Source organism: Pseudarthrobacter cremeus (genome assembly GCF_051857465.1).
Taxonomy (GTDB): domain Bacteria; phylum Actinomycetota; class Actinomycetes; order Actinomycetales; family Micrococcaceae; genus Arthrobacter.
On sequence record NZ_JBPZHC010000011.1, the window covers coordinates 152469 to 175735 of the forward strand.

Annotated in this window: 15 protein-coding genes and 1 tRNA gene; 13 read left to right on the forward strand and 3 right to left on the reverse strand. The window is 66.0% G+C overall.

The features are described from left to right. The first annotated feature begins 85 nt into the window (after window positions 1-85). The gene (locus ACS5PJ_RS18840; protein WP_439436388.1) at window positions 86-1585 is read left to right on the forward strand and encodes an NAD-dependent succinate-semialdehyde dehydrogenase; all 1500 of its coding nucleotides are present in this window, start codon (window positions 86-88) and stop codon (window positions 1583-1585) included. An 8-nt stretch (window positions 1586-1593) separates the two neighbouring features. Here the strand turns inward: ACS5PJ_RS18840 and ACS5PJ_RS18845 are convergent, their stop codons facing one another. From ACS5PJ_RS18845 to ACS5PJ_RS18855, 3 genes are read right to left on the reverse strand one after another with little or no spacing between them, the layout of a single operon-like run. Then, window positions 1594-4113, reverse strand: a complete 2520-nt coding sequence (locus ACS5PJ_RS18845; protein ID WP_439436389.1) for a transglutaminase TgpA family protein — start codon at window positions 4111-4113, stop codon at window positions 1594-1596. Further along, a complete protein-coding gene (locus ACS5PJ_RS18850; RefSeq protein WP_439436390.1) occupies window positions 4110-5510 on the reverse strand; it encodes a DUF58 domain-containing protein in 1401 nt (466 codons plus the stop codon). Before ACS5PJ_RS18850 ends, ACS5PJ_RS18845 begins: the two co-directional genes overlap by 4 nt. A gap of 11 nt (window positions 5511-5521) precedes the next feature. Next, complete coding sequence (locus tag ACS5PJ_RS18855) at window positions 5522-6634, reverse strand: AAA family ATPase (RefSeq protein ID WP_439436391.1); 1113 nt, start codon at window positions 6632-6634, stop codon at window positions 5522-5524. A gap of 166 nt (window positions 6635-6800) precedes the next feature. On the opposite strand from ACS5PJ_RS18855, the gene ACS5PJ_RS18860 reads away from it, so the two are divergent. From ACS5PJ_RS18860 to ACS5PJ_RS18915, 12 genes are all read left to right on the forward strand, one after another. Next, a complete protein-coding gene (locus ACS5PJ_RS18860; RefSeq protein WP_439436392.1) occupies window positions 6801-7703 on the forward strand; it encodes a TatD family hydrolase in 903 nt (300 codons plus the stop codon). 258 nt (window positions 7704-7961) lie between these two features. Further along, window positions 7962-9146 carry a resuscitation-promoting factor gene (locus ACS5PJ_RS18865; RefSeq protein ID WP_439436393.1) on the forward strand — a complete coding sequence of 395 codons (1185 nt, stop codon included), beginning with the start codon at window positions 7962-7964 and terminating at the stop codon, window positions 9144-9146. A 253-nt stretch (window positions 9147-9399) separates the two neighbouring features. Further along, window positions 9400-10281, forward strand: coding sequence for a 16S rRNA (adenine(1518)-N(6)/adenine(1519)-N(6))-dimethyltransferase RsmA (gene rsmA / locus ACS5PJ_RS18870; protein WP_439436394.1), 882 nt, complete (start codon window positions 9400-9402; stop codon window positions 10279-10281). Continuing rightward, window positions 10278-11240: a 4-(cytidine 5'-diphospho)-2-C-methyl-D-erythritol kinase gene (locus ACS5PJ_RS18875; protein ID WP_439436395.1), complete on the forward strand. Its 963-nt coding sequence runs from the start codon at window positions 10278-10280 to the stop codon at window positions 11238-11240. The genes rsmA and ACS5PJ_RS18875 overlap by 4 nt, the downstream gene beginning before the upstream one ends. A 35-nt stretch (window positions 11241-11275) precedes the next feature. Then, a complete protein-coding gene (locus ACS5PJ_RS18880; protein ID WP_439436396.1) occupies window positions 11276-13102 on the forward strand; it encodes an ABC-F family ATP-binding cassette domain-containing protein in 1827 nt (608 codons plus the stop codon). 165 nt (window positions 13103-13267) lie between these two features. Next, a tRNA-Gln gene (locus tag ACS5PJ_RS18885) sits at window positions 13268-13339 on the forward strand. A gap of 111 nt (window positions 13340-13450) precedes the next feature. After that, complete coding sequence (gene glmU, locus ACS5PJ_RS18890; protein ID WP_439436397.1) at window positions 13451-14950, forward strand: bifunctional UDP-N-acetylglucosamine diphosphorylase/glucosamine-1-phosphate N-acetyltransferase GlmU; 1500 nt, start codon at window positions 13451-13453, stop codon at window positions 14948-14950. After that, a complete protein-coding gene (locus ACS5PJ_RS18895; RefSeq protein ID WP_108598012.1) occupies window positions 14947-15927 on the forward strand; it encodes a ribose-phosphate diphosphokinase in 981 nt (326 codons plus the stop codon). The genes glmU and ACS5PJ_RS18895 overlap by 4 nt, the downstream gene beginning before the upstream one ends. Before the next feature lie 227 nt (window positions 15928-16154). Continuing rightward, complete coding sequence (locus ACS5PJ_RS18900; protein ID WP_439436398.1) at window positions 16155-16757, forward strand: 50S ribosomal protein L25/general stress protein Ctc; 603 nt, start codon at window positions 16155-16157, stop codon at window positions 16755-16757. 126 nt (window positions 16758-16883) lie between these two features. After that, complete coding sequence (gene pth, locus ACS5PJ_RS18905; protein WP_354147086.1) at window positions 16884-17477, forward strand: aminoacyl-tRNA hydrolase; 594 nt, start codon at window positions 16884-16886, stop codon at window positions 17475-17477. A gap of 117 nt (window positions 17478-17594) precedes the next feature. Next, the gene (locus ACS5PJ_RS18910) at window positions 17595-20333 is read left to right on the forward strand and encodes a LuxR family transcriptional regulator (RefSeq protein WP_439436399.1); all 2739 of its coding nucleotides are present in this window, start codon (window positions 17595-17597) and stop codon (window positions 20331-20333) included. A 37-nt stretch (window positions 20334-20370) separates the two neighbouring features. Next, complete coding sequence (locus ACS5PJ_RS18915) at window positions 20371-23028, forward strand: helix-turn-helix transcriptional regulator (protein WP_439436423.1); 2658 nt, start codon at window positions 20371-20373, stop codon at window positions 23026-23028. Window positions 23029-23267 lie beyond the last annotated feature (239 nt).

Consider the following 23267-nt stretch of genomic DNA (forward strand, 5'->3'; position numbering starts at 1 on the left):
CAAACCGGCCGGTCACCAGCCTGAACTCAGAATCAGCAGCGGCAGGCGAAAGCCGGAAGCCAACCCTACTGACAAGGGAGTCACCATGACGCTCACTGCACAGCCAGCTGTTACCGCACAACGCGAGAGCGAGCTGCTCGCCACCGTCCCGACAGGCCTGCTGATCAACGGCCAGTGGCGGCCTGCCGCGTCGGGGAAGACGTTCGATGTGGAGGATCCTGCCACTGGCAAGGTGCTGCTCAGCATCGCCGATGCCGGGCCCGAGGACGGCATGGCCGCCCTGGATGCTGCCGCTGCGGCGCAGGAGTCGTGGGCGAAGGTCCCGCCGCGCGAACGGGGCGAGATCCTGCGGCGGGCCTTTGACCTGGTGACGGAGCGGGCTGAAGACTTCGCGCTGCTGATGACACTGGAGATGGGCAAGCCGCTGGCTGAGGCGCGGGGCGAGGTGACGTACGGTGCGGAGTTCCTGCGCTGGTTCTCCGAGGAAGCCGTCCGGGCGTTCGGCCGCTACTCGGTCTCCCCTGACGGGAAGTCCCGGCTGCTGGTGACCAAGAAACCGGTGGGCCCGTGCCTGCTGATCACGCCGTGGAACTTCCCGCTGGCCATGGCCACCCGGAAAATCGCCCCGGCCGTAGCTGCCGGCTGCACCATGGTGCTCAAGTCCGCCAACCTCACGCCGCTGACATCCCAGCTGTTCGCCGCCACCATGATGGAGGCCGGCCTGCCCGCCGGTGTCCTGAATGTCATTCCGACGTCCACGGCCGGCGCCACCACGGGGCCGCTGATCAAGGACTCCCGGCTCCGGAAGCTGTCCTTCACCGGTTCCACCGAGGTGGGCCGCCGCCTGCTGGCCGACGCATCCGAGACCGTGCTGCGGACCTCCATGGAGCTGGGCGGGAACGCCCCGTTCGTGGTGTTCGAGGACGCGGACATCGATGCCGCCGTCGCGGGGGCCATGCTGGCAAAGCTGCGGAACATGGGCGAGGCCTGCACCGCGGCGAACCGGTTCATTGTGCATGAAGCGGTGGCGGAGGAGTTTGCGGAGAAGTTCGCCGCGAAGATGGGTGAAATGACCACGGCCCGCGGCACCGAGCCGCAGTCCAAGGTGGGTCCGCTGATCGATGCCAAGAGCCGGGACAAGGTCCACGAGCTCGTCGCCGACGCCGTGGCGTCCGGCGCCAGGGCGGTGCTGGGCGGTGCCCCCGCGACAGGGCCGGGGTACTTCTACCAGCCCACCATCCTCACCGGCGTCACGGAGGGGACCCGGATCCTGTCCGAGGAGATCTTCGGCCCGGTCGCCCCGATCATCACCTTCGGCACCGAGGCCGAGGCCGTCCGGCTTGCCAACAATACCGAGTACGGGCTGGTGGCCTACGTCTTCACCAGGGACCTGAACCGGGGCATCCGGATGGGCGAGCGGCTCGAAACGGGGATGCTTGGCCTGAACGCCGGTGTCATCTCCAACGCCGCCGCACCCTTCGGCGGCGTCAAGCAGTCAGGCCTGGGACGCGAAGGCGGACTCGAAGGCATCGAGGAATACCTCTACACCCAGTACATCGGCATCGCAGACCCCTACGCCGGCTGAAGCGTTCCTTATTGGCTGCCCCGGGATTGGCTGCCTTGGGGCGGGAACAGGCGGCCGCGCGCCCTCGTCCATGAGCGCGCGGCCGGCTTTGCCGCGCGGAGCGTCAGCCTGCCGATCGCCTTGAACGGCGATGCCAGTAGCCGGCCCAACTTTCCCAGTACGGAAGCCGGGAGCCAGTCCGCCGTGAGCCGCCGTGGGAAGGAGGCATTGTCCCGCAGCGACTGCTGAACTGCGGCGATCCGCGAGGCGGCCGTCCCGGGTTTCCCGGGGCCGGCGGTGTCCTGGAGCGGCCGGCCATAGTGCCGGCGTTCGAAGTCGGCCGTCAGCGACAGTACTGCCTGGTGCGCTGCATCGTCCAGGCCGCCCGCCTCACCCAGCAGTCCTGAACGGCGGAGCCGGGCGGAATACGTCCGCGGCGTCTCGTTGGGCCACGGTGGCAGGCCGTAATCGGTTCCCAGGTCGCGGAGCTCGGACCAGGCCAACGGAACGGTATCCTCCGGTGATTGGTCCTGCTTGCGGAGGCGACGGGCACGCCGCCCCAGCCGGATGAGCCGCGGCGATGCCAGAAGCAGGAGCAGTCCGAGGCTGCCCGCCGTCGTCAGCAGCAACGGCAGGATCCGCTGTCCGGGATCCTCGGCACCGCCGCCGGCGCCGGCGCCGGGGAGGGGAGCGGTCGACGGGGTCGGCGTAGCCGGTGCGGCCGTTGCGTCGCGAAGGAGGTCCTCGTTGTTTTCGATGAGGTTGGGGGAGCCGGGGCTGGAGGCCTCGGTGGCGTAATCGGGCACCACGCCGCGTGACGGGGTGGGCTCGAAAGGTACCCAACCCAGACCCTGGAAGTAGAGTTCGGGCCACGCGTGGGCGTCCCGGGAGTCAACTTCGAACTCGGGCAGCGCTCCCTGGCCCAGGACGGCCACAGTGGCGCCGGTGGGCCTGCCCGGGGCGTAGCCGACGGCGATGCGGCTCGGTATTCCTTCCAGCCTGGCCATCACGGCCATGGCGGATGAGAAATGGATGCAGTATCCGCTCTTCTGGGTCAGGAAGTCCGCCAGGACAGACAGTCCGTTACCGTCGTAGCCGCCCTGGACCGGCGACTGGAGCGAGTACGTGAACTCCCCCGAGCGCAGGAACCTTTGGATGGCCATGGCCTTGGCATAGGCGGTGCCGCTGGAACGTGTCACCTGGTCTGCGGTGCTGCGGACTATGTCCGGAACATTGCCGGGAATCCGGGTGAAGTCACCGGAGATGCCGCGGACCGCCGCCGATGACTGCTGAAGCGCTTCTGCCGTGAGTTTGGGTTCGGTGGAGGACACAATGTACAGCTGGTTGCGTGAGTTGGTGTTCGATCCCTTGACGGACAGGGTGGACGGGTCCCACGTCCAGGCGCCGCTGAGCCCGCGGATCGCCCCCGGAGCGTAGGGCAACGGCAGGTAAGGGCTCGTGAACGTGCCGGTCTCCACTGCCGTCACCTGGCGGATCTGCTCGTTGGCGAGGATCTCGTAGCCGGGCTCGATCAGCCCCGTCAGGGGCCGCCGCTCGCCCTCACGGTCATCCGGGCCCCAGGAGTCGCCGTCGAAGTTGTCAACTGTGACTGACCGGAGATACAACGGGGTGGCGGCGTTGGTGGCGTACGTAATCCGCCCGCTGCCGGCCGGAGTCCGCAGGCTGCTTCCCAACGTGATCATCGGGTTCAGGCCGGTTCCGGTGCCCCAGGGGTTCAGCCTGGACCCCTGCGGGAACGTCCCGTGATCGAACCCCGGGATCACCAACGGCACCGCGAGGGTTGCCACCAGCGCCACGGTTCCGGTCAACACGGCCCGCCGGAACTGGCCGGGATTCCTGGCGCTGTCCGCCGACGTGTGAAAATCGGGGGCAAACCATTGGCTGCATGCCAGGATCAGCAGGTAGCCGGCCACCGCTGCGCAAAAGCCCCACAACCCCACACTTTGCGGTTTCACCATGGCGGGGACCACCAGAACGGCCAACAGGCCCACCCCCGTTGTGGCAGGCATGCCCAGGGGAACGGCAAGCGCATCAATGAGGATGACAGCCAGGCCCAGAACCGCACAGATGACCATGACGATTCCGGCGTTCGGAGCTACCGGAGCGCTTTCAGAAAGCACGGTCTCGCTGGCGCGGCGGATGAACTTGTCCAGTTCGGCCATGGTGGCCGGGGACGGGATCAAGCCGGCAATTCCGGTGGACCGGAAGAAGATGAGTGTGATGACCGCTATCAGGGAAGCGAAGCCGCCTGCAGCCACGAGGAGGGGATGGGCACGCAGCGCACGGAGTGTCGCGATCGACAGGCAGACCACCACCACCGTGGTCAGAACGGGCAGGTACCACGCCCAGCCCCGGAGCACGCCGTTGAGGGATACCGCCGCCCACGCCACGGACAGGGCAACGGCCCCGGCCATGGCCCACGGGTAGGCGCCCACCCGGGTACGCGCCGGAGATTGTCCGCCGGCTGCTTCGACTCTGGCCACGGGCGGCTGTTCGCGGGGCGCGTTACGTTCCGGCGCCAGTGTCATCGTCCCACCTCTGCTCCGCGGCGGACATCGGCGGCGGCGGTAGCCTGCCCGCCCCCACCCTGGTCAAACTGGCCCCAGGCAACAGGGACCGGGACCGACGTCGGGACTGCCACGGCCCGCCAGCCGCCCCTGCGGAGGGTTTCAAGGGAGTCCTCGGCATCATCCGGCCTGTCGGCGACGATGATGGCAAAGGCATTCGCCCCGTAACCAGCGGCCGGAGCCAGAGCCCTCGCTTCTGCCGGGGTCACCCTGCCGAGCAACGCGATAATGGGCCCGCGCATCCGGTGGGCTGACAGCTTGTCCATGAGGTGGTCATCGAACACGGCCGGACCGGAGTCCTGGCCATGTTCCCGGGCGGCGTGGTGCGGCCCGGTGAGGTGGATGGCGGCAAGGCTTTCGGCGACTGCCTGGAGTCCTGAGGCCCCCTTGAATTCCTCGGCCTCCGGCTCCGGCGCGGAGGGGGAGCGGAGGAAAGCCGGTTCGCCCCGGGGATCAAGGAGGCGCAGGGCGTAGTTCCGGTCCGAAAGGTGTGTGCAGATGGAGATCGCGGCCACGACGGCCCACTCAAAGGTGGCACTGCTGGCCAGCTCGTGGCCGTTAATGGAGGGATTAGCGCTGTGGCCCGGGCCCGTTCCACCCGGGAATGCGGTGAAGCGTTGGTCCAGGATCACGGTGGCTTCGGGGGTCGTGACGGATTCCTCCTGGCGCACCATGAGGATGCCGTGGCGGGCGGTAGCGGGCCAATGGACCCTGCGCATGGGATCGCCGTGCCGGTATTCGCGGGTCATGACGTCGTCGTCACTGGGATTGGCTCGGGTCCGGGTAGCTGTGATGCCATCGTTGCCCCGCGCGCCGGCAAGCCCCGTCACGGGAAGGTCGACGGCGGCCGGCGTGACGGTGAGGGTGTCGCCGTCGCCGACGGCCTGCCGGTGCAGCGACAGGCCGAAGGGATCCGTGAACTCAGCCGTTACCGGGCCGATCAGGTACTGTCCGCGGACGCCTGAGCGCAAGTGGTATTCATACCTGCTGATCCCGCCGGAGGCGGAGCGTGCAGGAAACCGGAAGGCCGGTGACTCGCCAAACCGCGCCGGAAGCCGTTCCTCCATGATCGTGTGGCCTCCCCCGTAACCTGTGCGCCTTACCGCCAGCCGCACCGTGCTGGCAGCGGACGTCTCCACGGGCGAGGGATTGAACTCCCGGTAGACGTGGAACCGGGGTTTCACCAGCCTGATTCCGGCGAGCGAGACCAGCGGGAGGACGAGCAGCAGGATGGCGAGCGTCAGGAGGTCCCGACGGCCCATGATCTGAGCGGCCAGCAGCGAGACTGCCCCTGCAGCCAGGAGTCCCCAGCCACGCTGGCTGAAGAGGTGCCGCGGCAGTGGGTTGTGCAGCGCCATGGGAATGCCTGCTAGTGGGTGCGGCGCGACGCGGCAACGGGTGGGTCCGCGGACCGGAGCGGACCGGTCGCGGTTTCGTGGCTCACCGGGAGCCTGGACAGGACCCCCCTGATGACGCTGTGTGCAGTCTCACCTGCGCCGGCTGCCTTCCGGTCAAGGATGATCCGGTGGGCGAGCACGGAGTCCGCAACGCTGATGACGTCGTCGGGCAGGACGAAATCACGGCCATCGAGTGCCGCTGTCGCCTTGGCCGCGCGCAGCAGCTGAAGCATGGAGCGCGGGCTGGCTCCCAACCGCAGCAGCGGGCTTTCGCGGGTGGCCCGCCCCACCGAAACGGTGTATTCCTTCACTGCCTGCGAGACATACACCTGTTGGACGGTGGCAATCATGGCGGCGACGTCGGCGGCTGTGACGACGGGCGAGACCTTGTCCAGGGGCGAAGTTGCCTGATGGGTCTCGAGCATTTCCATCTCGGATTCCTTGTCCGGATAGCCCATCGAGATCCGCGCCATAAAACGGTCGCGCTGGGCTTCGGGAAGGGGATAGGTGCCTTCCATCTCGATCGGGTTCTGCGTGGCGACAACCATAAAAGGTTCGTCGAGTTTGTAGGAGTCCCCGTCCACGGTCACCTGATGCTCCTCCATGCACTCGAGCAGGGCGGATTGGGTCTTGGCTGAGGCGCGGTTTATCTCATCGCCAATGACGATGTTGGCAAACACGGCCCCGGGGCGGAATTCGAAGAGCCGGGACGACTGGTTGTAGATGGAAACCCCGGTCACATCCGAGGGCAGGAGGTCGGGGGTGAACTGAATCCGGCTGACAGTGCAGTCGATGGTCCGCGCGAGTGTTTTTGCCAGCAGGGTTTTGCCCACGCCGGGCACGTCCTCCAAAAGCAGATGGCCTTGGGCCAGCAGCACCGTCAAGGCAAGCCTGGCAGCATCGGACTTACCGTCGATGACAGTGTTGATCGATTCCAGGATCCGTCGGCTGGCGGCGTGGAATGCCTCGGCATCCATGGCGGCACCCTTGTGACCGTTCAGATGGCTGACCTGCTCCGTGACCGCAGTGAAATTCCGGCCGGCAGGGGCTATCTCGTTGACGGCGGTGCGGCGATGGGGGTCCATCTTCGCTCCTTTCAGCCCGGGGATCACCTGGGACGTGACAGCAGGCCTGCCTTCGACCTCGGTGGGTGTTCGGATCTGTTCGTACCAGCCTACTAACACAACTGCCTTTGCTGACAGAGAGTTCCGGTAATTCAGGGGGACCTCCCCCCCCCGCTAGGGTGGAGGGATGTGCAATTCGCTGATTCCCGCCGCTTACCGTGCAGCCGGGTCTGACGCCGCAGCGGGGACCGGCCGGGCGGGACAGGACTTTCCGCCGGCACCGGAGCCCTTGCCGGTGCCTGTAATGGACAACCACACGCACCTCGATTTCCCCAATGGAGACAGGCCGGTGGCCATCGCCGCTGCCCTGGATGCTGCCGAGGCTGTTGGGGTGCAGGGGGCCGTCCAGGTGGGGTGCGATCTCGAGTCCTCCCGCTTTACGGTCCAGGCGGTGGATCTGGACAGCAGGCTGCTGGGTGCGGTGGCTCTTCATCCCAATGACGCCCCGGACTACGCACGCCGGGGCGAGCTGGAGGAGGCGCTGGCGGAGATCGAGCAACTGGCCGCCCATCCGCGCATCCGCGCCATCGGCGAAACCGGCCTTGATTTTTTCCGCACCGAGGGGGAAGGCCTGGCCCACCAGAGGTATTCCTTCCGGCGGCACATCGACATCGCCAAGCGGCTCAACCTGACGCTCCAGATCCACGACAGGGACGCGCACGACGACGTCGTGCAGGTCTTGCGCGAAGAGGGTGCTCCGGAGCGGGTGGTGTTCCATTGCTTTTCCGGTGATGAGGAGCTCGCCCGGATCTGCAATGCTGCAGGCTGGAACATGTCATTCGCGGGCACCCTGACGTTCAAAAACGCAAAGAACCTGCGTGCTGCGCTCGCCGTGGCGGATCCGGACCTCGTCCTCGTCGAAACTGATGCGCCGTTCCTGACTCCGCACCCGCACCGGGGACGTCCCAACGCCAGCTACATGGTGCCGTACACGGTCCGGGCCATGGCCGAATTGACAGGAACCGACCTTGCCGGGCTCTGCACCCGGATAGGCGAAAATACCGTGCGGGCATACGGTTCCTGGACCTGAGCCAGGCGTGCCCGGAAGGCTCCTTGAACATACTTCGTATGTAAATTTCTTGGCTGCTTTATAACGCTACGGTTACAGTGGAGAACTATTAGCCGGGGTCGGGGAAGGCCTTCGGATAATTTCACTTCACCCGCAGCGGGACCCGGCAACGCTTGATGCCGCCTGCCTGCCGCGCGGAGTGTGGCGGCGCAATGGTGGCCGGAGCTGTCCTCTAGGGCCATGCGCCGGCTATTTTACTGCGTTTTTCCCCGTGCCCGGATGGTCCTAAAGATACGGGCAATCGTGGTCAAGATCTTCACAACGGACGGCAAGTTCAGTTTTGTCAAAGTCGGCACCCAACTCGTCGTTCTCTGCGCCTTGGTGGTTGGCCTCGTAGCCTTCGTCGGAAATAACAAAACCGTTACCCTCAATGTCGACGGCAAGGTGACTTCGGTCCAGTCCTTCGGCGGCACGGTTGGCCAGGTGGTCAAGAGCGCCAACGTCGAACTGAAGCCTTCTGACCGCGTCTCGCCGTCGGCGGACGTCAAAGTGGAGAACGGGACCGTGATCAACGTCAACATGGCCAAGGCCGTGAAGGTCAGCCTGGACGGTTCCGAAAAGACGGTCAGCACCACGGCGCCGGACGTCGCCGGCCTCGTCACCGAACTCGGAGTCGCCAGCGCGTCGTCCGTTTCCGTCCCGAAGGACGCCCAGCTCGCTGTGGCCGGATCATTCGTCTCCATCTCCACCCCCAAGACCGTGAGCATTGTTGCGGACGGCAAAGTGGCCGCGGCGACCACGACGGCGGGAACGGTCGCCCAGGTGCTTGAAGACGCCGGCATCACCCTCGGCGTCGATGACCGGACTTCCCAGCCCGGCAACGCCCTCGTGGTGAACAACATGGTGGTTAAGGTCTCCCGCGTGGACACCAGCCAGACCGCGGCCACCACCGAAGACATCGCCTTCGACAGCATGACCACGGAGAGCGCCGAGCTCTTGAAGGGTGAGAAAGAGGTCACCCAGGCCGGAGCAGCCGGAAAGGTCAGCAAGACCTTCAAACTGGTGATGGTGGACGGCCGCGAAGCCTCCCGGACACTGGTCTCCGAAACTGTTTCCGTGCAGCCTGTCACTGAGAAGGTCACGGTAGGAACCAAAGCCAAGCCTGTTGCCGCTGCCCCCGCAGCCGGCACGAACACCGGCGCCGCCGCCCCGGCCATGATGAACGAGGCAATGTGGGACAAGATCGCGCAGTGCGAATCCACCGGTAACTGGTCCATCAACTCCGGCAACGGCTACTACGGCGGTCTTCAGTTTGATATCCGCACGTGGATCGGTGCCGGCGGCGGGGCATACGCGCCGAACGCCAGCCTCGCCACGAAGGCGCAGCAGATTGACATTGCCAACCGCGTGTATGCCCAGCGTGGCCTCCAGCCGTGGGGCTGTGGCTGGGCTGCCACAAGCTAGGCAGCTGCAAGGGCAGGAACCAGCCGGGCATCTGCGCCGGCGGCAGCTGACCACAGCCGCCAGGTAAGCAGACAGTCGCGAGGCCCTTAGCAAGCCGCAAGGCACGCAGCAAGCCGCGAGGCACTTAGCAAGCCGCGAGGCACTTAGTAGGGCACGAAGACATGGCCGGTCCCGGGTTTCCGGGGCCGGTCACTGCCGTTAACAGGCCACGCACACGCCACGGCCCTGATGGGCGCCGGGATAGGATACCTAGGTGACTGAACCGACTGCCGCCGCGCCCGCACCCCTCTTCGGTGCCTCCGACATACGCCGGCTAGCGGAGGAAATCGGGATCCGGCCCACCAAAACACTGGGCCAGAACTTCGTCATTGACGGCAACACCATCCGCCGGATCGTCTCGGTTGCCAACATCGGGCCGGACGAGACGGTGCTGGAAGTCGGGCCCGGCCTCGGTTCCCTCACCCTGGGGCTGCTGGACGCCGCAAAGGCAGTGGTCGCCGTCGAAATCGATCCCGTCCTGGCGGCCAAGCTGCCCGAAACCGTCAAGGCGTGGCGGCCGGAAGCCGCGGAGGCGTTCCACCTGGTCCTGGCCGACGCCATGAAGGTGACTTCCCTGCCGGTTGAGCCCACCGCCATCGTGGCCAACCTCCCCTACAACGTGGCCGTCCCCGTGGTCCTGCACCTCCTCCAGCATTTCCCCAGCCTTCAGCACGGGCTGGTGATGGTCCAGGACGAGGTGGCTGACAGGCTGGCTGCCGGGCCCGGGTCAAAGACCTACGGAGTACCTTCGGTCAAGGCCGCCTGGTACAGCAGCATGCGCAAGGCGGGCGTGATCGGCATGAACGTTTTCTGGCCGGCGCCCAAGATCCATTCCGGCCTCGTCGCGTTCACCCGGCGGGAACCGCCCGTCACAACAGCTACCCGGGAGCAGGTGTTCGCCGTGATCGACGCCGCCTTTGCCCAACGACGGAAAACACTCCGGGCCGCCCTGGCCGGTTGGGCAGGGGGAGCAGCCGAGGCCGAACGCTGCCTCGTCGCGGCCGGTGTTGATCCAACGGCCAGGGGCGAAGTCATAGACATCACGGCGTTTGCCCGGATCGCCGAGGCCCGCGAAGCCCGCGAGGCCACCGCATGAACGCGCTGGCGGGGCGTTTCCCGGCCAGGACCGTCCGCGTCAAGGCACCGGGCAAGGTTAACGTCTCCCTGGACGTGGGGCCGCTGCGCCCGGACGGCTACCACTCGGTGGCCAGCGTCTACCTCGCGGTCTCGCTCTACGAGGAAGTCGCCGCCACGAGCACCGAGACGCCGGGGATCACCGTGAGCATCAGCCCCGACAGCACCCTGGACCTTGACGGGGTGGACATCCCCCTCGACGAGAACAACCTCGCCTACAAGGCCGCGGCCATTATGGCGGATGTATCGGAGCACGCCACCGGCGTCCATTTGGAGATCACCAAGCGGGTTCCGGTGGCCGGCGGCATGGGCGGCGGCTCCGCGGACGCAGCAGCAACCCTGCTGGCCTGCGACGCCCTCTGGAACAGCGGGCTGTCCCGCGACGAACTGGCCCACCTGGCCGCCGAATTGGGCGCAGACGTCCCGTTTTCCCTGCTTGGCGGAACCGCCGTCGGGCTGGGCCTTGGCGACGAACTCTCGCCCGCACTGGTCAAGGCGCAGACTGACTGGGTCCTGGTCGCGGCGGATTATGGGCTTCCGACACCCGAGGTCTACCGCACCCTGGACCGGCTGCGTACGGCCGAGGGCGTGGACACCGAGGAGCCCACAGCCGTGGACCCCAAAATCCTCGAAGCCTTGCGCAGCGGGGATGCCGACGCCCTGAGCCGTGTCCTCGTGAACGATCTCCAACGGGCCTCCATTGAACTCGCCCCCGCCCTCCGCGATACGCTGGGCATAGGCGAGTCCCAAGGAGCCATCGCGGGTATCGTCTCCGGCTCCGGGCCCACGGTGGCGCTGTTGGCCCACAACCCCACGGCCGCCGCAAGCCTGGCCGAGGACCTGCGGCATCACGGGCTGACGGCAATCGCTGTCCACGGCCCCGTGCCCGGCGCCCGCATCATCTCCGATACCCTCCTCTAGCTCCCCACCTTTACAGCAGCAGAAAGCAGTCCCCTTTGGCACACCTTCTTGGCGGCGAGAACCTCACGGTTTCGTACGCGACGCGCACCGTCCTGGACGGCATCACCCTCGGACTCGAAGAGGGTGACCGGATTGGCATGGTGGGCCGGAACGGCGACGGTAAATCCACACTCATGCGGCTGCTGGCCCTGCGGTCCACCCCGGATTCCGGCCGGGTCACCAAGCGCGGCGACGTGAACATCGGCTACCTGGACCAAAGCGACGTGCTCGACGGCGACCTCACGGTGGGTGCCGCGATCGTCGGGGACCAGGCGGACTACGAATGGGCCCGCAACCCGCAGATCCGCGAGGTGATGGGCGGCCTCGTGTCCGACGTCGACTGGCACGCGAACGTCCATGCGCTCTCCGGCGGCCAGAAGCGGCGGGTGGCCCTGGCCAAGCTTCTGATCGAAGACCATGACGTCATCATGCTGGACGAACCAACCAACCACCTCGACGTCGAAGGCGTGGCGTGGCTGTCCCGCCACCTGAAGACCCGCTGGCGCGCAAACCAGGGCGCCTTCCTGGTGGTCACCCACGACCGCTGGTTCCTGGACGAGGTCTGCACCAAGACCTGGGAAATCCACGACGGCATCATGGACCCTTTCGACGGCGGCTACGCGGCGTACGTCCTGGCCCGCGCCGAACGCGACCGCTCGGCCTCCGTGGTGGAAAGCAAACGCCAGCAGCTGGTGAAGAAGGAACTGGCATGGCTGCGCCGCGGTGCCCCTGCGCGTACGGCCAAGCCCAAATTCCGGATTGAAGCAGCCAACGCCCTCATTGCCGACGTGCCCGAACCGCGCGACTCGACGGCGCTGAGCAAGATGGCCACAGCACGCCTGGGCAAGGATGTGCTGGACCTGGAAAACGTCTCGCTGGATTACCTGGGCGGCGAGGAAGGGCAGAAGCTTTTCGACGACATCACCCTCCGGCTGGCACCGGGGGAGCGGCTGGGCCTGGTGGGCGTCAACGGCGCCGGCAAGACCACCCTGCTCAAGCTCCTCAACGGCGAGATCGAACCAACCTCCGGGAAGGTCAAACGAGGCAAGACCGTGGTCACCGCAGTACTGACCCAGGAGGTCAAGGAGCTCGACGACGTCTCGGACCTACGCGTGATCGAAGTGATCGAGCGTGAAAAGCGCTCCTTCAATGTTGGCGGCAAGGAATTCACCGCCGGCCAGCTCGTCGAACAGCTCGGCTTCACCAACGAGAAGCAGTGGACCCCGGTCCGGGACCTCTCCGGCGGTGAGCGCCGCCGTCTCCAGCTGCTGCGCCTGCTGGTGGGCGAGCCCAACGTCCTGATGCTCGATGAGCCCACCAACGACCTCGACACCGATACGCTCTCCGCCGTCGAAGACGTCCTGGACGGCTGGCCCGGCACCCTCGTAGTGGTGAGCCACGACCGCTACCTCCTGGAGCGCGTCACTGACCATCAGATGGCACTCCTTGGCGACGGGAAGATCCGCGCCCTGCCGCGCGGCGTTGACCAGTACCTGGAACTCCGGGAATCCGCCCTGGCAGGTTCCACCATCACCGGTGGCGGGAACCCCGTCACCGGCGCCAGCGGAAGCACCACCCCCGCCGCGTCCGGAGCCTCCGAGGGCGAAAAGCGGGACGCACGCAAAGCCAAGAACCGGATCGAACGCCAGCTGGGCAAGCTCGAACAGCAGGAAAAGAAGCTCCACGACCAGATGGTCAAAAGCACCAATGAGAATGACTTCGACGCCCTGGCTGACCAGAACAGGAAACTCAAGGACCTCGCCGGTGAACGCGAAGCCCTCGAACTTGAATGGCTGGGAGCCCTGGAAGTCCTCGGCGAATAAATCCTCCCGTCCGGCTCCCCACCCGGCCCTTTGGCCGCGGAGTGGGTGCCTGTCAGGGTCCGGCTTTCGGTGGGGGCGGGGACACGATTCGAGCCCGTGTCGCTGGCTGCCCTGAACCCATGGCAAAATAAATACTTGTGCCTTGGCCTTGTGCCTCTGGCATGGTCCGCCCTGGTGTAATGGCAGCACCCCGGCCTTTGGAGCCGTGGAGTATAGGTTCGAATCCTATGGGCGGAACTGCTGTGCGAGAGTGCGTCCAGTAGGATGAACACGGTGCCCCGCCAGTGATGTGGCCGGTTCGGCACCCCGCCCGGCCCAACGTGTAACCAATGCAAGGAGAGCCCGTACGTGATCCCCGAGACTACCGGTCCAGCCGCCGTCATTGTTCTGGCAGCAGGCGCCGGTACCCGGATGAAATCCCGTACGCCGAAGATCCTGCACGGGATCGGCGGCCGGTCCATGGTGGCCCACGCCCTGCTGGCGGCCCGCAGCATCAACCCCGGGCGCCTCGCCGTGGTGGTCCGCCACGAACGTGACCTCGTTGCCCGCCACCTGAACGATCTGGACCCCGAAGCCCTGATCGTTGACCAGGACGACATTCCCGGCACCGGCCGCGCCGTCGAGGTGGCCCTGAACGCCCTGGATGCCGGGGAAAAGCTCACCGGTACCGTGGTGGTGACCTACGGCGATGTTCCCCTGCTCACGGGCGGACTCCTTGCCGAGCTTGTGGCCACGCACGAACGTGAAGGCAACGCCGTTACCGTGCTGACTGCCCTGCTGGAGGACGCCACGGGCTACGGACGGATCCTCCGCCACGATGACGAATCCGTCACCGGCATCCGCGAGCACAAGGACGCCACGGAAACCGAACGCCTGATCCGCGAGGTCAACTCCGGCATCTACGCCTTCGACGCCGCCGTCCTCCGCGATGCGCTGCTGCACGTCACCACAGACAACTCCCAGGGCGAGAAATACCTCACCGACGTGCTCGGCCTCGCGCGGCAGGCAGGCGGCCGCGTAGCCGCCGTCGTCACCGAAGACCGCTGGCAGGTGGAGGGCGCCAATGACCGCGTCCAGCTCGCCGCCCTCGGCGCCGAACTGAACCGCCGCACCGTCGAAGCCTGGATGCGTTCGGGCGTGACCGTTGTTGACCCCGCCACCACCTGGATTGATTCCACGGTCACCCTCGACGAGGACGTCAGGATCCTGCCCAACACCCAGCTGCACGGGTCCACCACCGTGGCGAGGGACGCCGTCGTCGGCCCGGACACCACCCTGACCGATGTCCGCATCGGTGAGGGCGCCACCGTGACCCGCACGCACGGTTCCGGTGCAGTGATCGGCGCCCGCGCCGCCGTCGGCCCCTTCACCTACCTGCGGCCCGGCACCGTCCTGGGCGACACCGGCAAAATCGGCGCGTTCTACGAAACGAAGAACGTCACCATTGGCCGCGGCTCCAAACTCTCGCACCTCGGCTACGCCGGCGACGCCGAAATCGGCGAGGACACCAATATTGGCTGCGGCAACATCACGGCCAATTACGACGGCGAGAAGAAGCACCGCACGGTAATCGGCTCGGGCGTGCGTACTGGATCCAACACGGTGTTCGTCGCACCGGTCACCGTGGGGGACGGGGCCTACAGCGGCGCCGGCGCGGTGATCCGCAAGGACGTTCCGGCCGGGGCACTCGCAGTGTCCGTGGCCGCCCAGCGCAACTCCGAGGGCTGGGTCATCGCAAACCGACCCGGCACGCGCTCGGCCGAACTGGCCTCCGCCGCGGATCACGCGGCGGCAACCGAAGCTTCCTCACCTACCCCGGCACCGACAGAAGAGGGCACGCAATCATGAGCGAAATTACGGCACGCGGCGAAAAGAAGCTGGTGCTTGCCGCTGGGCGGGCACACCCCGAGCTGGCACGGGAAATCGCCAAGGAGCTGGGAACCGAGCTGCTGCCCGTTGATGCCTACGACTTCGCCAACGGGGAGATCTACGTCCGCGCCGGCGAAAGCGTCCGCGGTACGGATGCCTTCGTGATCCAGGCCCACCCGGCCCCGCTGAACAACCACCTCATGGAACAGCTGATCATGATCGATTCGCTCAAGCGCGCGTCCGCCAAGCGGATCACCGTGGTTTCCCCGTTCTACCCGTACGCCCGGCAGGACAAAAAGGGCCGCGGACGCGAGCCCATTTCCGCCCGGCTCGTGGCTGACCTCTACAAGACCGCCGGCGCCGACCGCATCATGAGCGTTGACCTGCACACCTCGCAGATCCAGGGCTTCTTCGACGGCCCGGTTGACCACCTGATGGCCATCCCGCTCCTGGCGGATTACATCCGGACCCGCGTCGGCGCGGACGACATCACTGTCGTTTCCCCCGACACCGGGCGCGTCCGCGTCGCGGAGCAGTGGGCCGAGCGCCTGGGCGGGGCCCCGCTGGCGTTTGTGCACAAGAGCCGCGACCTCACCGTTCCCAACCAGGCGGTCTCCAAGACGGTTGTCGGCCAGGTTGAGGGCCGGACGTGCGTACTGATCGATGACATGATCGACACCGGCGGAACCATCTCCGGGGCAGTCCAGGTACTGAAGAACGCCGGTGCGAAGGATGTCATCATCGCTGCGACGCATGCCGTGTTCTCGGACCCGGCAGCCCAGCGCCTGTCAGATTCCGGTGCCCGCGAAGTGGTGGTCACCGACACCCTGCCCATCGCTGCCCATCAGCAGTTCCCGCAGCTGACGGTGTTGTCCATCGCGCCGCTTATCGCCCGTGCCATCCGGGAAGTTTTCGACGACGGCTCGGTCACCAGCCTGTTCGACGGCAACGCCTGATCCACGCCCGTTTTCAGTAATCGGTCCGGCGCTGGTAGGATTTTTGACGATACCTTGGCGAGGGAGAGCACCGGGTTCCGTGCAGACGGAAACCGGATTGCAGGTCTCCGTTATCGACTGGGTCTGACTCTCCCTTCTGGAAGGGCCGCCTCAGGGCGCCCGGCGTTGAAGGTCGTAACAGACCTCCGCCCTTGCTGAACACCGTTCCAGTTTCCGAGGAGATACACATGGCTGAGCAGAAGCTCGCAGCAGAAGTACGCACCGAATTCGGCAAGGGCTTTGCCCGCCGCGCGCGCATGGCCCACCTGATCCCCGCGGTCATTTACGGCCACGGCGCCGACCCCATCCACATCACCCTTCCCAGCAAGGCCACAACGCTTGCAGTCCGCAAGGCGAACGCCCTGCTGTCCCTGGACATCAACGGCGAAGAGCACCTCGCCCTGGTCAAGGACATCCAGCGCGACCCCATCAAGCAGATCATCGAGCACATCGACCTGCTGACCGTCCGCAAGGGCGAGAAGGTCACCGTGGACGTCCCCGTCCACGTTGTTGGCGAACTGGCACCGGGCAACGTCTACAACCAGGAACTCACGGTCATCTCCCTCGAGGCCGAGGCAACCCACCTGCCGACCGCCATCGAGGTTGACATCGAGGGCCGCACCGCCGGCGAGCACATCCACGCTTCCGATCTGGTCCTGCCCAAGGGATCGGTCCTGCTGGCCGATGCCGAGGCCCTCGTGGTTCACATCTCCGAGGCCACCGAGGTCTCCGAGGAAGAGGCATCTGCCGAGACCACCGAAGGTTCTTCGGTTTCGGAAGCAGCCGAGTAAGTACCATCGTTCGGGTGTGGCCGGGTCCCTGTTGGGGTCCGGCCACAGCCATGTTCCGGCACACTGTGCGCCGGTCCACGTCACGGCCCGCCCCCTTGAGGGTCAAACCCACTTTAGGATTGAACAATGACTGACACCTGGCTGATTGTTGGCCTCGGAAACCCGGGCGCCGAGTACAAAGGCAACAGGCACAACGTCGGCCAGATGGTCCTGGAGGAACTTGGAGCCCGGATCGGTGGAAGCTTCAAAACCCACAAAGCCCGTGCCCAGGTGCTTGAGGGGAGGCTCGGGATCGGCGGCCCCCGCGTAGTGCTGTCCAAGCCCATGAGCTACATGAATGTTTCCGGCGGGCCGGTGGCAAATTTGGCGGACTTCTACGGCATCGGACCGGACCACGTTATTGCGGTCCACGACGAAATCGATATCCCTTTTAACACCGTGAAGCTCAAATCCGGTGGGGGCGAGGGGGGCCACAACGGCCTCCGCGATATCTCCAAGGCGCTTGGCACGAAGGATTACCTCAGGGTGCGGGTTGGCGTGGGCCGGCCGCCCGGCCGGATGGAAACCGCCGATTACGTCCTCCGCGACTTCGGCACGGCGGAACGGAAAGACCTTCCATTCCTGCTCGATGAGGCCGCTGACGCAGTCGAGATGCTGGTCAGGGAGGGGCTCACCGCTGCCCAACAGAAGTTCCATCCGGCGAAGACCGACGTCCCGTAAAAAAACTTAAAACTCGCTGTCCCTGTTTTCCTGTCTGTACCAAGGGGTAGTCTTCTTCCTAAGCGGGGGGGCGATGGGGCTTGTTCCCGCTTTTAGTGGGATCTAGGGGATAAGTTCATGTCAATCGAGCCACTCAGCTGGGGACGTGGGTCATCGCTCAACGATGTTGGGCTACGCACGGACACCGCCGGCATAACTGAGACGCCGCGATGGTCTGTGCCCGCGCGCAGCGCGAACCTTGAAGCCGTCCGTATCGCCCTGACCAGCCAGGACTCCCTGGGCGTCGTCATCACCGGAGGCCGGGGGGTCGGAAAGTCGTCCCTGGCACGGACAGCGGTATCCGAACTTGGCCCGGACGTCTGGACGCTGCAGCTGCGCAGCGGCCCCACATCGGCCAGGACGCCCTACGGCTGCCTGGCTTTCCTGCTCGCGCGCCTTCCCCAGGCCTATATGGGTTCGCCAACCGCCATTCTGAGGGGTATCACCTCGCTGATCAGGAGCGACGCCGCCGGGCGCCAGTGCGTGATCACCCTGGACACAGCCGGCAGCATTGACGACATGAGCGCCGGGGTGCTGCTGAACATCCTCCTGACCGGAACTGCCCGCGTCGTCGCCGTCGCACCCCGGATCAGCGATCTTCCGGCTGACTTCCACTGGCTTCTCACGGACCACCGGCTGACCGAGGTCAGGCTGGACAACCTCAATGAGCTCCAGACCCGGCAGGTCCTGCTTTCACTTCTGGGCCACCGGGTATCCGCCTCCCTGGTGGGTACCTTCCACACGATGGTTGGCGGAAATCCCCTGCTGCTCAAAGCCCTGGTCACCGAGCAGCAGCACTCCGGGAACCTCGTCCTCTCGGACTCCGTCTGGACGCTTCGGGACAAGGTGGTGCTTGACGGCGCAGCCAGCCTGGATGACATCGTGCGCTCCCAGTGGACCCGGAAATCGGAGCAGGAACGCGAAGTCATCGAGATGCTCTCCTGCGCCCGGAGCGTGGAGCTGTCCAGGCTGACTGCTGTCTACGGCGCCGGCATCGTGGCTGACATGGAGGACTCCGGCATGCTGGAGATCGACGCGTCGGACAACCGGTGGGTAACCCTGCGCGAGAAGTACCTCGGCGACGTCGTCCGTTCCTGGCTCAGCATCACCCGGCGAAGGGAGCTGCGTAGCCTGCTCCTCAACGGCCAGGACCCGGACCCCGCCACCATGACGGTGGAGGAGTTGATGGCGTTCTCCGCCTGGACCCAGGAATGTGAGGCCGAGCTCAGCCCTCCCATGGCTCTGGCGGCAGCTGAGGCCGCCGTCGAGCTCTTTGACCCGCATTTCGCCCTCAGATACGCGGAAATCCTGAAGCGGAACGATCCTGAGTGGGTGCCGGGCCAGAGGCAGAAAGCCGCCGCATACTTGCTGCTGGACCTCCCGGTGCAGGCCATGGCGGCGCTGGAGGACATCTCGCAGCCGCAATTGGACAACCTGGATGTTGAAGAATTTGCCCGGGTCATCGCCGCCAAGGCAAAGGCGATGGTCTGGCTCCCGGAACATTCGGACCGGGTTCCGGGCCTGCTGCGGGCGGCGCGGAAACGCCTGGGAGTGGAACCGGGCACCGCCAAAGACTGGCCCGAGCCATTGGCCGCCGCTGCCAACCGGATCAGCCTCAGCGAGTTCGAATACCAGGCCTTCGTGGGTGACTACGCCTCTGCCATCCCTGCCCTGGAAGCGGCAGCGGACCCGGAACAGAACCCTGACACCTGGTTCCGGATGAACTCCGCGATGATCCTCATGAGCGCCTTGTCCATGACCGGGAGGGAAATGGACGCGCTGAGCCTGATGCGGCAGTTGGGTGGGCAGATTTCGGATGCCGCCCAGATTGTGGGGCTTCGCGAGCAGTTCACCGGGCGGGCCTATGCCGTGTTGCTGACCGCGGGTCAGTGGCGCAGATGCATAGACCTCCTCGATCCGCCGCCGCTTCGGGAGATCCACACCCTTCCGTACCGGAGCGCTGCCGCAGAGCTGTCGGCCGGCATCGCGTACGTATACTCCGGGCGTGGCGCCGTCGCCCTGGATTCGTTGCTGTCGGCGACTGCGCAGCTGGAGCTGAGGCCTGTCCAGAGCATGCTCCGCGCAGCCTACGCCGCAACCGCCCTCGCATATGCCCAGATCGGAAACGCCGGGCTGTCCCGCAAGTATCTGGACAAGCTGCAGAGGGCGGGGGGAGTCTCCGACCATGCCACCAGGAGCATCGCCAACTTCTGCGCCGACGTCGCGGGCCGGTGGCTGGGGGACAACGACGCCGCCGCACGGCTGAAGAAGTCAGCCCGGGAGGACATCGCGGCAGGAAGGTACACACTGGCCGGCATCAGCCTGCTCGGGGCCACCGTCAACGGAACCGACGCCGACTTCCGCCTGATGGAGGAGGTGGCCGGCCACCGCCAGGGTCCCCTTGCGGAAATCTCGCGGCTGATCGCAGTGGGCAGCAGGACCCGTGACGCCAAAACCCTGCTCGCCGGCGGGGAGTTGGCTGCCACGCTGGAATTGGACGCCGTTGAGGCCCGCTGCATGGCCTTGGCCGTCGACTTCGCCAGGCAGGCCGGCGACTCTGTTTCAGCCAGGACCGCCCAGGCCCGGCTGGACATTCTGGCGGCCACCGTGGCAAGCCTGCCCATAGTGCCGAGCAGTGGCAGCCCCCTCCTGACCAGCCGGGAACGGCAGATTGCGCGGCTTGCCGGCCGCGGCTCGTCCAACCGTGACATCGCGCTGGAGATGGGTGTGTCCGTACGCACCGTGGAAGGCCACCTTTACCAGGTCTTCACTAAGCTGGGAGTCACATCCAGGGGTGATCTGACTGGACTCGTCTAAAGGGCACATACCGAAACCGGGAGCCGCTTACCGTCTGCTGACCGGCCGGCGCGAACCGCTGGACCGGATCTGCAACATCATCCGCAGCCGCACCAGCCAGGCTGTGTACCTGATGGCGGGCCCGGGCATCGGCAAGACAGCGCTGACCGAAGCCATCACCGACCGGCTTGCCTCGGAAATGATCATCGTGCAGATCCATGGCAGTTCGTCGCTTAGCAGCGTCCCGTTTGGCGTGCTTGCGCCGTACACGGCCGAGCTCAACGCGGAAGACTCGGTGTCCCCGGTAGCCGTTTTGAGGTCCGTGTGGAGTTACTTTGAGAAACTCAAGGGCGGCAAGGAAACGCCGCTGCTCCTGATGATGGATGATGCACACCATCTGGATGAGGCAACGGCCAGTATCGTCGCTGACATGATTTCCGCCGGCTGGGCCAGCGTGGTGGCTGCGGGCCGGCCGCGGCCCGGGCTGCCCCAGCCAATGGCCCAGCTCTGGTACGACGGCCTGGCCGACCGGGTGGACCTCCGTCCCCTTAACCGCGACCAGATCGAAGAAGTCCTTTCCCACGCCCTGGACGGGACCGTTCCGGCCGGAACCGTTGACACAATCTGGAGTGCTTCGGGTGGAAATCCGCGGCTCCTTGATGCCCTCCTTCATGACGCAGCCGAGCGCGGAGTGCTCGCAAAACGGAATGGCATCTGGATGCTCCTGGGGCCGTTGCCTTCCGACGGACCCAAACTCACCGGTGTTGTGGTGAAGGACATGCTCCGACGCAGTGCCGAGGAACAGGAGGCGCTGAAGCTTGTGGCCCTGGCCGGGCCTGTGCGGCGCAAGGTGATCGAGGACACCAGCGGCGCCGAAGTGGTCCGCGCGCTGCTGGACCAGCAGATGGTGGTCGAAGGCTCCGGTACACCGGCCGATCTCCGGATGTGGAACGCCATGTTCGGCGATGCCCTTCGCAGCAGTCTCTCTGTCTCCAGGAGCCTGCAACTGCTCGAAACCATCCGGGACCAGCTGGAAACCTCCCCCGCAGGGTCCGAAGGCCGGTTGCGGGCCGTGGAATGGGCGCTCGAATGCGGGCTGAGGGTTTCTGACCCTGACCTGGTCAACGCGGCAAGAACCGCCCTGGCATACTTCAGGAACCGCAGCAGCCGGATCATGGCGGCGAGAGTGACGGATCCCGAACTGCTTCCGCAGGCGCAGGCCGTCCAGGCCAGGGCGTTATTCAACGACGGCGATTACGCTGGCGCGGCGAAAATGGCGGACGGGTGCTGGCTGCAGTTGGGGACAGGCGAAGGCGCTGCCCCGGCCCTGATGGTCAGTCTGTCGGCACACCAGGCTCTTGGTACCCCATTGGAAGTCCTGGCCGCACATGCCAGGGAAGAACTCCGGAGCGTCGATGCCAACGCATCCGGCCGGGCTTCTCCGGAAGATCCTTCTTCCGCCCCGGTCAAGCCCTGGTGGGACCAGCTGCTCTGTCTGCTGGAACACGGCGAAGCGGGAAACCATGCGGCCTTGGCCGGCGAGGTCCAGGAACTGCGCAGCCGCGATTCCGGCGATGCGACCCATGGTGCCCTTCGTGTTGTGGGAACGGCGTTGCTGGCCCACTCGCTGGCCGGTGACGGCCGTGCAGTCCAGGGCCTTGACGCCGCACTGCTGGCGGCCTCGGAACTTCCAGCCCTGCAGGGCGGTGTATTTTTCTTCAACGAGTTCGTCCTTGGCCGGCTGGTGGCCAACTATCTGGCCCTCGGAGAGTGGGAATCCGCGGAGCGGGAGCTGGCGAATTACGCGTTGGGCGATCCACACAGTGCCGCCGCATTCGCCGGCAACCTCCAGGTTCTCCGCGGCTATTCGCTGTTGCGGCAGGGAAGGATCGAACGGGCCTACCAGACGCTGTTGCCGGCCGTGGAGATCCTCCGGCTCAACGACCCCCTGCAGATGTTCCGGTTCGGTTCCGCGCTGGGGTTCTACGTGGCAGCAAGGCTTGGAGACACCGCCCAGGCCACCCGTCTGGAGCTTGACTACAAGGATTCACAGCCATGCGCCGCCAACCAGGAACTGCTCGCAACTGCCTACGCCGCTGCGGCCTCGGAGTACCTCTCGCGTGACGGGAAGGGGCTGGCTTCGGTCCACACCCTGGCAACCACGCCGGAGGTATCGGCCCGGGCCGGCACGCTGCTGGAACTTCTCGCGGTGTGCTGGGACCTGGGAGACCATTCCGTGATTCCCCTGGTCCAGTCCGTTGCCGCCGGCGTTGAAGGCCGCTGGGCCGAGGCAATGCTTACCCTGGCCCGCCACTGGGAGTCTGCCGATGCCGACGCCCTCATGAACACGGCATCCACCCTTGAGGCGTCCGGATTCGTGAATCTCGCCAGGGAAGCGTACGCCCGCGCGAGCTCCGTCCTTGAGAACTCGGGGGAGCGCCGCCGGGCCCGTCAGGCCGTGGCATTACGGGAGAAATGCGATCACGAACTGGGCGAGCGGTTCCGCGAGGGCCAGTTCATCGCAGCGGCGCCCGCCGTGCATCTCACGCGCCGGGAGCAGGACATCGTGGAGCTCGCCGTCCAGGGACTCACCGACCGCGAGATCGCCCAGCGGCTGATGGTGTCTGTGCGGACGGTGGAAGGCCACCTGTACCGTACCTACGTGAAACTCGGTGTACGGAGCCGCGACGAACTGGCCACCGCGCTTCCGCACTAGATCTGCGCCAGGCCAGGCCAGAACCCCGCCTTGCCCACACCCGCGCCGCCTCCATTCCGGTGCGGGGACAAGTAACCGCCTCCGGCAAATACGCGTAGCAGCTGCACGTAACCGGTAGCAGTGGAGGGTAGAAGTCGAGTACCTCCTACTCGTGCCCCGGACGCCCGGAAGCGCTTAACTGGAAGAGGCACAAAGGTACGGCGTCAAACGCCGGTCCGACTGCCACCAGACTTTCCAGG

Bases quoted from the DNA above. Each gene is read 5' to 3' on its own strand.
- ACS5PJ_RS18860 (WP_439436392.1), top strand. From the start codon at position 6,801: ATGTGCAATTCGCTGATTCCCGCCGCTTACCGTGCAGCCGGGTCTGAC.
- ACS5PJ_RS18845 (WP_439436389.1), bottom strand. From the start codon at position 4,113: ATGACACTGGCGCCGGAACGTAACGCGCCCCGCGAACAGCCGCCCGTG.
- ACS5PJ_RS18900 (WP_439436398.1), top strand. From the start codon at position 16,155: ATGGCTGAGCAGAAGCTCGCAGCAGAAGTACGCACCGAATTCGGCAAG.
- ACS5PJ_RS18840 (WP_439436388.1), top strand. From the start codon at position 86: ATGACGCTCACTGCACAGCCAGCTGTTACCGCACAACGCGAGAGCGAG.
- pth (WP_354147086.1), top strand. From the start codon at position 16,884: ATGACTGACACCTGGCTGATTGTTGGCCTCGGAAACCCGGGCGCCGAG.
- ACS5PJ_RS18850 (WP_439436390.1), bottom strand. From the start codon at position 5,510: ATGGCGCTGCACAACCCACTGCCGCGGCACCTCTTCAGCCAGCGTGGC.
- ACS5PJ_RS18910 (WP_439436399.1), top strand. From the start codon at position 17,595: ATGTCAATCGAGCCACTCAGCTGGGGACGTGGGTCATCGCTCAACGAT.
- ACS5PJ_RS18875 (WP_439436395.1), top strand. From the start codon at position 10,278: ATGAACGCGCTGGCGGGGCGTTTCCCGGCCAGGACCGTCCGCGTCAAG.
- ACS5PJ_RS18865 (WP_439436393.1), top strand. From the start codon at position 7,962: ATGGTCCTAAAGATACGGGCAATCGTGGTCAAGATCTTCACAACGGAC.
- ACS5PJ_RS18895 (WP_108598012.1), top strand. From the start codon at position 14,947: ATGAGCGAAATTACGGCACGCGGCGAAAAGAAGCTGGTGCTTGCCGCT.
- ACS5PJ_RS18855 (WP_439436391.1), bottom strand. From the start codon at position 6,634: ATGGACCCCCATCGCCGCACCGCCGTCAACGAGATAGCCCCTGCCGGC.